The 13,962-nt window shown below is 65.6% G+C and carries 10 protein-coding genes and 1 pseudogene; 6 read left to right on the top strand and 5 right to left on the bottom strand.

Annotation, left to right across the window (positions count from 1 at the left end; translation table 11 throughout):
* Nucleotides 1–131: pseudogene (locus VK533_RS02255) on the bottom strand (bifunctional D-altronate/D-mannonate dehydratase); the annotation flags it as partial.
* 193 nt (nt 132–324) lie between these two features.
* On the opposite strand from VK533_RS02255, the gene VK533_RS02250 reads away from it, so the two are divergent.
* Complete coding sequence (locus VK533_RS02250) at nt 325–2,472, top strand: alpha-glucuronidase family glycosyl hydrolase (protein ID WP_324374605.1); 2,148 nt, start codon at nt 325–327, stop codon at nt 2,470–2,472.
* A 3-nt stretch (nt 2,473–2,475) separates the two neighbouring features.
* A complete protein-coding gene (locus tag VK533_RS02245) occupies nt 2,476–3,357 on the top strand; it encodes a ThuA domain-containing protein (RefSeq protein WP_324374604.1) in 882 nt (293 codons plus the stop codon).
* 40 nt (nt 3,358–3,397) lie between these two features.
* On the opposite strand, the gene VK533_RS02240 is transcribed toward VK533_RS02245, so the two are convergent.
* Entirely contained in the window at nt 3,398–4,021 is a 624-nt protein-coding gene (locus VK533_RS02240) for an RcnB family protein (RefSeq protein WP_324374602.1), read from the bottom strand.
* Between the two features lie 95 nt (nt 4,022–4,116).
* Complete coding sequence (locus tag VK533_RS02235; protein ID WP_324374600.1) at nt 4,117–4,887, bottom strand: FadR/GntR family transcriptional regulator; 771 nt, start codon at nt 4,885–4,887, stop codon at nt 4,117–4,119.
* Nucleotides 4,888–5,138: 251 nt separating this feature from the next.
* On the opposite strand from VK533_RS02235, the gene VK533_RS02230 reads away from it, so the two are divergent.
* The 4 genes from VK533_RS02230 to VK533_RS02215 all read left to right on the top strand — a co-directional run bounded on the left by VK533_RS02230 (nt 5,139) and on the right by VK533_RS02215 (nt 11,580).
* Nucleotides 5,139–8,207 carry a TonB-dependent receptor gene (locus VK533_RS02230; protein WP_324374598.1) on the top strand — a complete coding sequence of 1,023 codons (3,069 nt, stop codon included), beginning with the start codon at nt 5,139–5,141 and terminating at the stop codon, nt 8,205–8,207.
* Nucleotides 8,208–8,337: 130 nt separating this feature from the next.
* Complete coding sequence (locus tag VK533_RS02225; RefSeq protein ID WP_324374595.1) at nt 8,338–9,405, top strand: LacI family DNA-binding transcriptional regulator; 1,068 nt, start codon at nt 8,338–8,340, stop codon at nt 9,403–9,405.
* A 52-nt stretch (nt 9,406–9,457) separates the two neighbouring features.
* The gene (locus tag VK533_RS02220; RefSeq protein ID WP_324374593.1) at nt 9,458–11,236 is read left to right on the top strand and encodes an IlvD/Edd family dehydratase; all 1,779 of its coding nucleotides are present in this window, start codon (nt 9,458–9,460) and stop codon (nt 11,234–11,236) included.
* 8 nt (nt 11,237–11,244) lie between these two features.
* Nucleotides 11,245–11,580 carry a barstar family protein gene (locus VK533_RS02215; protein ID WP_324374592.1) on the top strand — a complete coding sequence of 112 codons (336 nt, stop codon included), beginning with the start codon at nt 11,245–11,247 and terminating at the stop codon, nt 11,578–11,580.
* Between the two features lie 66 nt (nt 11,581–11,646).
* Here VK533_RS02215 and VK533_RS02210 read toward each other — a convergent pair whose 3' ends face one another.
* Together VK533_RS02210 and VK533_RS02205 are read right to left on the bottom strand one after the other, a co-directional pair.
* Nucleotides 11,647–13,092, bottom strand: coding sequence for a sugar porter family MFS transporter (locus VK533_RS02210; protein WP_324374609.1), 1,446 nt, complete (start codon nt 13,090–13,092; stop codon nt 11,647–11,649).
* The gene (locus tag VK533_RS02205) at nt 13,089–13,961 is read right to left on the bottom strand and encodes an SMP-30/gluconolactonase/LRE family protein (protein ID WP_324374590.1); all 873 of its coding nucleotides are present in this window, start codon (nt 13,959–13,961) and stop codon (nt 13,089–13,091) included. Before VK533_RS02205 ends, VK533_RS02210 begins: the two co-directional genes overlap by 4 nt.
* Between the last annotated feature and the right edge of the window lies 1 nt (nt 13,962).

Raw genomic sequence — 13,962 nt, 5'->3', positions numbered from 1 at the left:
ACCGCCAGTTCGCGCCCGTTCAAAGTCGCGTCGCCGATCCCGTAGACGCCCTCGTCGGTCTCGATCTTCAACGTCACGAAATTGCGGCCCGGCGATGTCACGATGACGCGGGCAGATGTAATCCTGGGCAAAATTCTCTCCCATCAGGCAGCCGGCGCCGAAGGCATCGGCGGCTCTTTCCTCTCTCCCAGAAACATGCCGCGGGCAAACCCTCGGCGTCGCTTCTTTATTGTTAGCGCTCCCATGATATAGCAGGGCATGTCGAGTCAATCGCCATAAGCTGGCATGACAAAAGCCGGCCCGCAATGAGAGGATTTTCGGACGATGCGTTTGCCGCGCCTGCTTTTCGCGCTTTGCGCGCTAATTGGACTGACGAGTCAGGCGCTGGCCGAGGACGGATATGATCTGTGGCTACGCTATCGCCCCCTGCCCGCGGCGCTCCGTGCCGAATCGGTGCCGCATGCGACCGCGATCGTGGCGCCGCGCGATCCTTCCCCAATGCTCGCCGCCGCACTCGGCGAAATGCATCGCGGCCTGGCCGGATTGATCGGTCACGATGTGGGCAATGCGGCACGCGCCGGATCCGGCGCGATCCTGATCGGCACGCCGCGCAGCCTGCCGGCGCTGGCCGCGCTCGACCTGCCGCTCAAGGGGCTCGGCCGGGAAGGCTATCTGATCCGCAGCGTGACGATCGGCGGCAAGCCCGCGACCGTGATCGCCGCCAATGACGATCGCGGCCTGCTCTACGGCAGCTTCGCCTTCCTGCGGCTGGTCCAGACCGGACAGCCGCTCGGCCGGATCGACATTAAAAGCGCGCCCAGGCTCGATCTGCGCGTGCTCGATCATTGGGACAATCTGAACGGCCATATCGAACGCGGCTATGCCGGGGATTCGCTGTGGGATTGGTGGAAGCTGCCCGACTACAAGGATCCGCGTTACACGGATTATGCGCGCGCCGACGCCTCGATCGGCATCAATGGCGCGGTGCTCAATAACGTCAACGCCGCCGCCGCCAGCCTGACGCCGGCCTATATCGCCAAGGCCAAGGCGCTGGCGGATGTGTTCCGGCCGTGGGGGATCAAGGTCTATCTGTCGGCGCGCTTCACCGCGCCGATGGAGATAGGCGGGCTGAAGACCGCCGATCCGCTCGACCCGGCGGTCGCCGCCTGGTGGAAGGCCAAGGCCGACGAAATCTACCAGGCGATCCCCGATTTCGGCGGCTTCCTGGTCAAGGCCAATTCGGAAGGCCAGCCCGGGCCGCAGGATTATGGCCGTACGCATGCCGACGGCGCGAACGTGCTGGCCGATGCGGTGCGGCCGCACGGCGGCGTCATCATGTATCGGGCCTTCGTCTATGCCGCGCAGGGCGGCGACAAGGTCGTCGACCGCACCAAGCAGGCCTATGAAAGCTTCAAGCCGCTGGACGGCAAGTTCGCCGACAATGTGCTGGTCCAGGTCAAGAACGGCCCGCTCGATTTCCAGCCGCGCGAGCCCTTCTCGCCGCTGATCGGCGCGATGCCCAAGACCAACCTGATGCTCGAGGTGCAGATCACCAAGGAGTATCTCGGCCAGGCGACGCACGCCGTCTATGTCGGCGCCTTGTTCGAGGAAGTGCTCAAGACCGACACGTTCACGCACGGGCCGGGCACGAGTGTCGCCGATGTGCTGGAGGCGCAGAAGATCAGCGGCATCGCCGGCATCGCCAACACCGGTACCGACCGCGACTGGAGCGGATCGACCTTCAACCAGGCCGACTGGTACGCCTTCGGCCGGCTCGCCTGGAATCCACAGGCATCGTCGCGCGACATTGCGGCGGAATGGGCGGCGATGACCTTCGCGCCCGATCCGCGCGTCGTGCAGCCGGTGGTGGGCATGATGATGACATCGCGCGAGGCAGTGGTGAACTACATGACCCCGCTCGGCCTCGCCCACATCATGGGCACCGGACACCATCATGGTCCCGCGCCGTGGGTGCACGAGCTGGCCCGGGCAGAATGGAATCCGGTTTATTACCATCAGGCCGACGCGGCCGGGATCGGTGTCGAGCGCACCGCGAGCGGCACCGATGCGATCGCCCAATATGCCGCGCCGATCGAAAAGCTGCTGGCCGATCCGGCGACCACGCCCGACAAGGACCTGCTGTGGTTCCACCACCTGCCGTGGGACTATAAAATGAAGTCCGGGCGTATCCTGTGGGACGAGCTCGCGCTCCATTACCAGACCGGCGTCGAGCAGGTCGCGGCGATGCAGCGCCAGTGGCGTGCGCTCAGGCCGTTCGTGGACGCGCAGCGGTTCGAGAAGACCGACGCCTTCCTCACCATCCAGCTGCACGAAGCGGAATGGTGGCGCGACGCCTGCCTCGAATATTTCGGGACATTCTCGAAGCGGCCGCTGCCACCGGGCGTGCCCGCGCCGGCGCATCCGTTGAGCTATTACGAAGCGCTCGACTTTCCGTTCGCGCCGGGGCGCTGAGCGATGCGCAAACCATTCCTCGCCGCGCTCGCGCTGATGCTCGCCGCACCGGTGCTGGCCCAGACCGGTCCCGAAATCTCACGGCCGGCGCACCCGCACGACATGCGCAACTGGCCGACGCCCGTGTGGGACACGGTGCCGCCGCCTTTGCCCGCGACAATGCATCACCCGGCCGTGCTGATCTTCTCCAAGACCAACGGCTATCGCGACCTCGAACAGATCCCGACCGCCGCCGCCGCGATCACGAAGCTGGTGGAGAAGCATGGCTGGACCGCCTTCGCGACCGAAAATGCAGCGGTGTTCACGCCCGAGCTGATCCGACAGTTCGACGTGGTCGTGTTCAACAGCACCAGCGGCGATATCTTCTCGCCCGATCAGCGCGCGGCGTTCCAGCACTGGCTGGAGGCGGGCGGCGGTTTCGTCGCGCTGCACGGCGCGGGCGGCGATCCGCATTATGCGTGGCAATGGTATGTCACCAACGTCATCGGCGCGCAGTTCACGATCCACACGCACGCGCCGCAATTCCAGCAGGGCCGCATCGTGATCGAGGACCGCAAGAGCCCGATCATGCGGCATCTCGGCGCCGACTGGACGCGCACCGAGGAATGGTATTCGTTCGCCGCTTCGCCACGCGGGCCGGGCACGCACATCCTCGCCCGGCTGGACGAGGGCAGTTACGACGCGACGCCCGAATTGCGGATGGGCGACCATCCGCTGATCTGGGAACGCTGCGTCGGCAAGGGGCGCGTCTTCTTCTCCGCGCTCGGCCATCAGGCGTCAGCCTATGCGGAAGAGCCGCACCTCAAGATGATCGACAGGGCGATCCAATGGGCAGCGCGAAAGCTAGAGCCCAACGCGCCCTGCCCCGGCGCTACGACGCCCTAACCCCCTCCCGAAAACGGGAGGGGGTTAGCTGCAACCTGTCTTAGTAGAAGGCGCCGTAGATCACATCGGCGATGCGGCCGGTGCGGATCTGGACCATCAAGAGGTCCGGCCCATAACGGACCCAGCGATAGCCCGGCGGCGGCGCACCGATCCCGAGCGAATAATAGTCGTCGTAATAATAAGGCGACGACAGGAAGAGGTGCGGCAGCAGCAGCCCGATCGACCAGCGCCGGTAGCGATAGCCCGACGGATAGTGGAACGGACGGCCGGGGGCCGGCCGGAAGTGCGGCGGACGGCCCGCACCGGGACGGTGCTGCGGCGGACGCGGCCGGGACGGACCGGGCCGGTTGGGCTGACCGGGGCGCGGCGGCTGGATCTGGGGGCCGCCCGGCCGGACGGGCCGCACGTGCGGCGGTGTCGGACGCGTCGTCGGGCCGCCAGAGCCGGGGCGGCCCGCACTGGGGCGATCGGGACTGGGGCGGCCGGGGCCGGGACTGGGACGATCGGGGCGCTGCGGGCCGCCAGTGGACGGACGCCCAGGACCAGGGCGGTTGTTGCCCTGCTGCGGCCGGCGATCGCCGCGATTGTCCTGGGGGGCCTGGGCGGATGCGATATCCGGCAGGACGATGAGCAAGGCTGCCGTCAGAAGGAGGGACCGTTTCATACGTTCTCCTGTTTGGGGGGACGGCAAGGCTAGGCCCGCGTCGCAGGCCCCGCAAGCGGCGGACGGCGTGCGAGCGGGAGAGGGCTAAGGACGCCCTAAAGCTTCACGCCGGCGCGCCGCGCGAAATCGAAGCGGCGTTCTTCCACGCGCAGGCGAGCGCGGTCCATCACGTCGGCCTCGGTCGCGATCAGCAGATTCTGGGTCACGCGGGCAAGGTGGTCGCGCATCGCCTGACGCGCGGCGTCGGGATCGCGCGCCTTCAAGGCATCGAGCACGACCTGATGTTCATCGACCGGCGGCTGGATGCCCGCGTCACGCGCGCGGCTGAAGAAATAGACGCAGAGCGGCGACTGGTAGCGTTTGTCCCACAGGCTTTCGACCAGGCCGATCAGCACATCGTTGTTGGTCGCGCGCGCCAGCGCGACATGGAAGGCGCGGTCGGCCTGTTCGCGCGTCGCCTGATCGGTGCGCATGTCGCCGATCCGGGCGATGATCGCCTCCATCTCCTCGATCTGCTTGTCGGTGGCGGCGAGCGCGGCGAGCGCGGCGATCTCGCCTTCCAGCAGGCGGCGCGCCTCGGTCACCTCGAACGGGCCGTCCGCCTCATCGGCGGGCGATGGCTTCAGCGGCGTCTTGGCGGCGACATAGACGCCTGCGCCGTGGCGCCGCTGCACCAGTCCCCGCATTTCGAGCACGATGATCGCCTCCCGCACGACCGGACGGCTGACCCCGAATTCGTCGGACAGCTCGCGTTCGGACGGCAGCCGTCCGCCCGGCTTGTAACGGCCGACCTCGATCGCCTGCTCGAGCGTGCGCGCAATATTTTCGTAGAGGCGCGCAGTCGGCGCCTCGGCATTTCTTGCCACGCAGCAATCCTCCCCCAGCCCGTCAAGCTAGCGGGCCTGTATTCCTCATACAAGTGGATATACCAAAATTCAAATTGGTAATACCAGATTGTAAGAGCGGTATTGACAGACAAATGCCGACGCGAGATATCAGCGATAATGTGATCGCTAACATGGCGGCACGTCCGGATCGCTTCGCGAGGGAAGCCGACCGGGCTTGGGAGAGGGGAAATACAATGCGAGTCATTCCGCCTGCACGTCGCGCGCACCGCGTGGCGCTTCTTGGCGCAACCGTGCTGGCCGGGCTTGCCACGCCCGCTTTCGCGCAGAGCGCGCCCGCTCCGGCGGCGCCTGCCGCGACCGCGGCGCCCGATGCGACTGCCGAAGCCGATATCGTGATCACCGGTTATCGGCGCAGCTTGCAGGAATCGACCGCAGCCAAGCGCGACGCGACCAACTTCACCGATTCGATCTTCGCGGAAGATATCGGCAAGTTCCCCGACGTGAATATCGCGGAATCGTTCAACCGCATTCCGGGCATCACGATCAGCCGCGACATTAACGGCGAAGGCACCACGGTCGCGATCCGCGGCCTGGGCAGCAACTTCACCAACGTGACGCTGAACGGCGCGCCGATCGCGGTCGCCTCGACCGGCGGCGCGGATACGCAAGGTACGGATCGTTCGGTCGACCTGAGCTTCTTCCCGACCGACCTGTTCACCAAGCTGACGGTCGACAAGAGCTACCGTGCCGACCTGCTCGAAGGCGGCGCGGCCGGCAACGTCGATATCCGCAGCGCGCGGCCGTTCGACCATCCCGGCACGCACGTCACCTACAATGCGCAGGCCACCAAGGAGGACCTTGCCAGCAAATGGGGTGGCCGCGGATCGGTGATCGCGAGCACGACATCCGACACGATCGGCATCCTGATCGGCGTCTCCGGCAACCGTACCGAACAGCGCACGACCGGTTTCGAATCAGTAGGCTGGACCAATCCCAATCTGAGCGCGGCGCAGTTCGGCGCGGCGACCGGCGCCAATTCGACCGGCGGCGGCAACTTCACGATCCCGGCGACGGTTCCGGCCAATGCCGGCAACGGGCTGACCACCGGCGCGACGATCGACCAGGCCTTCCTGCTCGCGCATAATCCGGGCGCCACGATCCAGCAGATCGACAACGGCATCCTGCCGCGCCTCGGCCGTACGCTGGACGATTACGGCACGCGCGACCGCCTCAACGGCGTGATCAGCGCCGAATGGCGCCCGACCGACGACCTGCATTTCTATATCGACGGTCTGGTCGGCGCGAAGACCAACAAGCTGCAGCGTATCGACATGGACTGGGTCGGCCGCAACGGCGCGATCATCCCGCTCAACACCACCTATGACAAGACCGATTGCTCGACGGGCTGCACCGTCACCGGCGGCACCTATGCCAATTCGCAATTCTTCCTCGAATATCGGCCTTACACCGAGCACACCAAGTTCTGGAGCGCGAACCCCGGCGCCGAGTGGAAGATCACGAGCAACCTGAAGCTCAACATCCAGGGCAATTACACCCGCAGCACCTTCCACCGCGAATCGCCGAGCGTGCTGGTCATCACCCCGCCGTCGTCGGGCCTGACCGTCACCTACACGAACAACGGCGGCATTCCGTCGATCGTGTCCAACGTCGATCTCAACAATCCGGCCAATTTCGGCTGGAATGGCGGCCGCGTGAACATCCAGGACGAAAAGCGCCTGAACATTACCAAGGGCGTTCGCGGCGACCTGACCTGGGGCGACGACAAGCTCAGCCTGCGCGTCGGCGGCAATTACGACGACATTTCGCGCCGGATCAGCGCCTTCGACAACAGCCAGGCGTGGCAGAATGCGGTCTGCGGCGACAATCCGAACGTGTTCGTGCCGTCGCCCAATTCGCAGCCGCCCTGCCAGGGCCTGAATACCCCGACCCCGGGTGCGGGTTATCCGACCTATCCGGGCTACGGCACTGCATTCACCGCAGGCAAGAGCGGTCCGGTCACTTATGGTGGCTCGCTGATCCCGACCGCGTCGCTGGCACAATATCTGCTGCCGGGTCCGGACGGGTTCATCACGCTCAACTGGCCGGCGTTCAAGACGGCGTCGCAATATGACGCCTTCCACGACAGCGCGCCGGCGGCGGGTTCGTCGAACACCGGCGCGAGCGGCGGCTATATCCGCGAACAGTCCCCGGCGGCCTATGCCGAGGTGGCGGGCATCCAGGACATCGCCGGCAGCGACCTGCGTTACAATGTCGGCGTTCGCTATGTTCACACCAAGCAGACGATCGCCGGCCTGGTTTCGCTGACCGATCCGCGCAACACGCCGGCCGCACCTGCGGTGGCACCGGCCGATGGCGGCAAATATCCGAACATCAGCAACACGGTGACGACGACGCAGAGCTACACCAAGTGGCTGCCGGCAGCGAACTTCGCGCTCGATGTCGGCGAGCATGCGGTTGCCCGCTTCGCGGTGTCCGAGACGATGACGCGTCCGGATCCGAACGCGCAGCTGCCGGGCGTGAACTTCTCGTCGCCCTCGGCCGACAACGCCACGATCGGCAACCCGGCGCTCAAGCCCTACACGTCCAAGAATATCGATCTCGGCATCGAATATTATACGGGGCATGAAGGCCTGATCAGCGTCGCGGCGTTCCGCAAGGAACTGAAGGGCTTCACTTCTACCGGCATCGTCACCCAGCCCTTCTCGGCGCTGGCGCAATACGGCATCACCTTCGACTCCTTGTCGCCGACGCAGCAGGTCGCGATCAATTCGCGCGGTGGCCCGGGCACGGCCACGGTGCAGGTCTCGCAGCAGGTCAATGCCAGCGGCGTGCTCGACGTGAACGGCATGGAATTCCAGTGGGTCCAGCCGCTCGACTTCCTGACCGCGCGTTTCGGCGTGACGGGCTTCGGCTTCAACGCCAACGCCACGATCGTCGACCAGAAGGGCAGTGGTGCTGCGCCTGCGATCGCGCTGGGGGTGTCGAAGTACACCTACAACGCCACCGCTTATTACGAGCATGGCGGCATCAACCTGCGCATCTCGACGACCTTCCAGAAGGGCGCGCAGGTAACGAACGCCAACCAGAACGGCATCGCGTTGGCGGCCTTCTATACGAAGGATTACCACCAGACCGACTTCTCCTCGAGCTTCGATCTGGAGAAACTGGTGGGGCTCAAGCATGCGCCGGAGATTACGTTCAACATCGTGAACCTCACCAAATCGACGCTGGGCAACTACTTCCAGTTCTCCAACGCCATCCAGCAACTCGACAATCCGGGCCGCCAGTTCATGATCGGCCTGCGCGGAACCTTCTAAACTCCTCTTCCAACTTCCTCACCTCGAGCGGTCGGCCCACGGGCCGGCCGCTCTTTTTTTGCCTATGGGGCCAACACAGGATAAGCAGGGCTTCGGGGGCGGCGACGCCTGCATCGCGCCGGAGCACAGGTTGAACCAGAAGATTTCTCGCCGTCAGCGCAGCGCGCCAACAATCAGTGATGTAGCTGCGAGCGCCGGCGTTTCGCCGATGACCGTTTCCCGCGTCATAAACGGCGAGGCCAACGTCCGCGCCGCGACGCGCGATCTCGTCAACGCCGCCATCCAGCAACTGGGTTATGCGCCCAACCGCGCCGCGCGCAGCCTGGCCGGCGCCGAGGAATTGCGGATCGGCCTGCTCTATTCCAACCCCAGCGCCGCTTATCTGAGCGAGTTCCTGGTCGGCGGGCTCGACCAGGCGAGCCGCGGCAATCTCCAGCTGATCGTCGAGCAATGCGAGATCGACAATCAGGAGGTGAAGGCGGCCGAGCATCTGATCCGGATCGGGATCGACGGCGTGATCCTGCCACCGCCCTTGTGCGATTCGCAGCCGGTGATCGACGTGCTGCAGAAAGCGGGCATTCCGATGGTGGTGGTGGCGAGCGGCCGCCCGCCCGCCGACATCAGCGCGGTCAGCATCGACGACGAGCGCGCCGCGTTCGACATGACCTGCCATCTCGGCCGGCTCGGCCATCGCCGGATCGGCTTCATTTCGGGCAATCCCAATCAGACCGCCAGCGGCCGCCGGCTCGACGGCTACAAGCGCGGGCTGGAAAGCATGGGCATCGCCTTCGATCCCGCCTTGGTCGCGGAAGGCCTGTTCACCTACCGCTCGGGCCTCGACGCGGCCGAACGGCTGCTGGACCTCAAGGAGCAGCCCTCGGCGATCTTCGCGGCCAATGACGACATGGCGGCGGCGGCGGTGGCAGTGGCGCATCGCCACGGGCTCGACGTGCCGAGCGACATCACGGTGTGCGGGTTCGACGACACCGCGCTGGCGACGACGATCTGGCCCGAGCTGACCACGATCCACCAGCCGATCCGCGACATGTCGCAGGCGGCGATGGACCTGCTCGCGAGCGAAATCCGCGCGCGGCGCGGCCCGATGCGGCCGGCGCCCAAACACATATTGCTCGATTACACGTTCGTGCGCCGGCAGTCGGACGCCGCCCCGCGGCGGAGGCCTTCGGCCCGCGCTTGACAGCGTCGAACCCCCGGGTTTGTAGCGCTACCATGTCTCTCGGAGTGCGCCCGTGACCTCTACGCCCGTCCGTCCCTTCCGCTCGCGCGACTGGTTCGCCGATCCGGCGCGCAGCGACATGGTCGCGCTCTATCTCGAGCGCTTCATGAATTACGGCATCACGCCGGAGGAGCTGCGCTCGGGCAAGCCGATCATCGGTATCGCGCAGTCGGGCAGCGACCTGTCCCCCTGCAACCGCATCCATGTCGAGCTGGCCAAGCGTACCGCCGCCGGCATTCGCGATGCAGGCGGCATTCCGATGGAATTCCCGGTCCATCCGATCTTCGAAAATTGCCGCCGGCCGACCGCCGCGCTCGACCGCAACCTGCTCTATCTCGGGCTGGTCGAGATCCTTTACGGCTACCCGATCGACGCGGTCGTGCTGACCACCGGCTGCGACAAGACGACGCCATCCCAGATCATGGCGGCCTCGACCGTCGATATCCCGGCGATCGTGCTGTCGGGTGGGCCGATGCTCGACGGCTGGCACGAAGGCGAACTGGTCGGGTCGGGTACGGTGATCTGGCGTTCGCGGCGCAAGCTCGCGGCGGGCGAGATCGACGAGGAGGAATTCCTCAAGCGCGCGACCGACAGCGCGCCCTCGCCCGGCCATTGCAATACGATGGGCACGGCATCGACCATGAACGGCGTGGCCGAGGCGTTGGGCCTGTCGCTGCCGGGCTGCGCGGCGATCCCGGCGCCGTATCGCGAGCGCGGGCAGATGGCCTACCGGACCGGCCAGCGCATCGTCGAGATGGCCTATGAGGATCTGCGGCCTTCGAAGATCCTGACGCGCGAAAGCTTCCTCAACGCGATCGCGTTCGTCACCGCCGCGGGCGGATCGTCCAACGCCGAGCCGCACATCATGGCGATGGCGCGCCATGCGGGCGTCGAACTCTCGCCCGACGACTGGACGACGCACGGCTACGATCTACCGCTGCTGCTTAACATGCAGCCGGCGGGCAAATATCTGGGCGAGCGCTTCCATCGCGCGGGCGGCGTGCCGGCTTTGTTATGGGAGTTGCTGGTGGCGGCCAAGCTCCACGCCGGCTGCGCAACCGTGACCGGGCGCACGATCGGCGAGAATGTGGCCGGGCGCGAAAGCCATGACCGCGACGTGATCAAGCCGTTCGCCGCGCCGCTCAAGGACAAGGCCGGTTTTCTCGCACTGTCGGGCAATTTGTTCGACCATGCGATCATGAAGACGAGCGTGATCTCCGAGGAATTCCGGGCGCGCTATCTGAGCCATCCGGGATCGGAGGGCGCGTTCGAGGCGCGCGCGATCGTGTTCGACGGCGCCGACGATTATCATCATCGCATCAACGACGCGTCGCTGAACATCGACGAGAATTGCATCCTGGTGATGCGCGGCGCCGGGCCGATCGGTTGGCCGGGGTCGGCCGAGGTGGTCAACATGCAGCCGCCCGATGCGCTGATCCAGCGCGGGGTGATGTGGCTACCGACGCTGGGCGACGGCCGCCAATCGGGCACGTCGGACAGCCCCTCGATCCTCAACGCCTCGCCCGAGAGCGCGGCGGGCGGCGGGCTGGCGTGGCTGCATACGGGCGACATGGTGCGGATCGACCTCAATGCGGGCACGTGCAACGCCTTGGTCGACGATGCCGAGATCTCGCGCCGCAAGACCGAGCCCGCGCCGCCGATCCCGCCCAGCCACACGCCGTGGGAAGAGCTGTTCCGCGAGAAGACCGGCCAGATGCACGAAGGCGCGGTGCTGGAATTCGCGCTGAAGTATCGCGGCATTTCGGCGAAGACGCCGCGGCATAACCACTGACGCGCGCCATGCAGACCGTAGAGTTAGACGCGGCGACTTGGACTTCAGCGTTGGATTTCTACGATGCCTTACTCGCCGCGTTGATCGCGCCTAAGTGGCACGGCAAGAACGTGAACGCGCTGGTTGATTCCATGATTTATGGCCGCATCAATGTCATTGAGCCGCCGCTTCGCGTGAACTTTACGGGCCTCGAAAAGGCAGGCTACAAGGCGCGCGATGCGTTTGAACAGGCGGCGGAGGTGCTGGCGTCCGAAGGTGCGCATTGCCACCTGAACGCGGATGGCTCGGCCAGTATCGAGATCGTATGGCCGCTCTCGACCGGTAGCTTCAAAAAGGAACGTTGAAAGAAAAAGGCCCGCCGCTCGTTGGAGCGACGGGCCTCTTTCCTGTCCCGAAAACGGTGGAGAGGTTCAGCCCTCCATCGCCTCCAGTTCCTTGCCCTTGGTCTCGTTGATGAACTTCTTCACCAGGAAGAAGCTGATCACCGCCGACACCGCGTAGAAGGTGTAGGTCGGGGTGAGGCCGAGTTTCGCGGCCATGACCGGGAAGCTTTGCGCGATCAGATAGTTCGCGAACCACTGCGCGAAGCCGCAGACGGCGAGTGCCGAGCCGCGGATCTGGTTCGGGAACATCTCACCGAGCATGACCCACATGATCGGGCCCCAGCTCGCGTTGAAGAAGATAACGTAGACGTTGGCGGCGATCACCGCGATCCAGCCATTGTGCACCGACAGCTGGAGATTGCCCGCCGCGTCGAGCGAGCCCGAATGGAAGGCGAAGACCATCGTGAACAAGGCGACTGCCATGCCCGCCGAGCCGATCAGCAGGAGCGGTTTGCGGCCGATCTTGTCGACAAAGAAGACCGTGATGAAGCAGGCCGCGATCGAAACGAGACCCGAGATCATGTTGCGCTGAAGCGCGGTATCCTCGGTCGCGCCCGCCAGCTTCCACAGCGTTTCGCCGTAATAGAAGATGACGTTGATGCCGACGAGCTGCTGGAACACGGCGATGACCAGGCCCGCCCACACGATCGGGCGGAAGATGGTGCCGGGCGCGAGCACGTCGCTGAAGCGCGGACGGTGATCCTTGCTGAAGCTGGCCTTGATTTCCCGCAGCTTTGCCTTGGCCTCGGTCGCACCGAACAGACGCGTCAGCACGGTCGTGGCCTCTTCGTCGCGCTTGCGCGAGACGAGGAAGCGCGGGCTTTCCGGGATGAAGAACAAAGCGATCAGGAAGACCGCGGCCGGCAGTGCCTGGCAAAGATACATCCAGCGCCATGCCTCGTATCCGCCCCAGAAGATGTTGGTCGACTTGCCGGCGGCGGCAGCGAGGAAATAATTGACCACGAAGGCGGCGGTGAGGCCGGTGATGATCATGATCTGCTGGATCGTGGTCATGCGGCCGCGGATGTTCGCGGGCGCGACTTCCGAGATGTAGGCGGGCGAAAGCACCGAAGCGGTGCCGACCGCGATACCACCGCACAGCCGCGCGATCAGGAAGATGCTATGATCGTACGAGATGCCCTGGACGAGCGCGCCGCACAGGAAGAGCGCGGCGGCGACCATCATCACGTTGCGGCGGCCGAAAACGTCGGCCAGCCGGCCGGCGAGGAAGGCGCCGATGAAGCAACCGATCAGCAGCGAGCCGACCGTAAAGCCCAGGCTGGCGTCGCTCAGGCCAAACGCCGCGCGCAAGCCGTCTTGCGTGCCGTTCACGGCCCCGCTGTCATATCCGAATAGCAGACCGCCGATCGTGGCAACCGCCACGATCGCGGCGATAAAGCCCAGGCTGCCCTGGTTCTCCCCTCGCGCCATATCCCGCTCCATTCCTGTAGTGTTGTTGTCGTTGCCGGTCAGCTTAGCCTGACCAGATTGCCGGGAACGCCCGGTACGTCCACGTGGAACGCAAAGATGTTCCCGGCCAGAGGTTGGCCGTCCAACGCGTCCGCGTCGAGACCTTTTCGTGCGCTGGTGGCGTAGGCGGTGCACAAATCCGTCCCCCCGAACGTGATTTTGGTGATGTTGGCGGCGGGCAGCCGCACTTCGCCGACGATTTCGCCCGCGGGCGAATAACGCCGCGCGCGCCAGCCGCCCCACAGACCGATCCAGACATGGCCTTCGGAATCGCAGACCGATCCGTCAGGCCAGCCGTCGGCCTCATCGATCGTGACGAAGACGCTCGGGCGGCCGAGCGTGCCGTCGACGTTGACGGGCACCTTGTGGATCACGCGGCCAAGCGTGTCGGTATGATAGAGCGTGCGCCCATCGGGGCTGATCGCCGGGCCGTTGGTGATGCAGACCGGCGGCAGCCCGCTGTCGCGTACGACGCCCTGGTTGGAGCAATAGAGGCGGCCGCTATCGGCTTCCTCATTATCGTCCATCGATCCGAACCAGACGCGGCCCTGCCCATCGACGGTCGCGTCGTTGAGCCGGTTGCCGGGGGTTCCGGCTTCGGGCGTCGCGACGATGTCGAACGCGCCGGTCACGGGATCGAAGCGCGCCAACCCTTGCTGCAGGCCGGCGAGGAATTTGCCGTCGTCGGACGGCAGCACCCAGCCGACCTGGCCGGGCGCGTCATAGCTTCGGTGATCGCCGGTGGCCGGATCGAAGCGGTGGACCCTATGGCCCTTGATATCGACGAACCAGAGCGCCTGCTCGCGCGCGACCCAGACCGGGCCTTCGCCGAGCATCGCCTGAGCGGCGAGGACGCTGCGCGGTTCGCCCATC

The sequence above is a fragment of the Sphingomonas sp. genome (assembly GCF_035317925.1).
Taxonomy (GTDB): Bacteria; Pseudomonadota; Alphaproteobacteria; order Sphingomonadales; family Sphingomonadaceae; genus Sphingomonas_I.
This window is presented reverse-complemented; position numbering and strand designations above follow the sequence as displayed.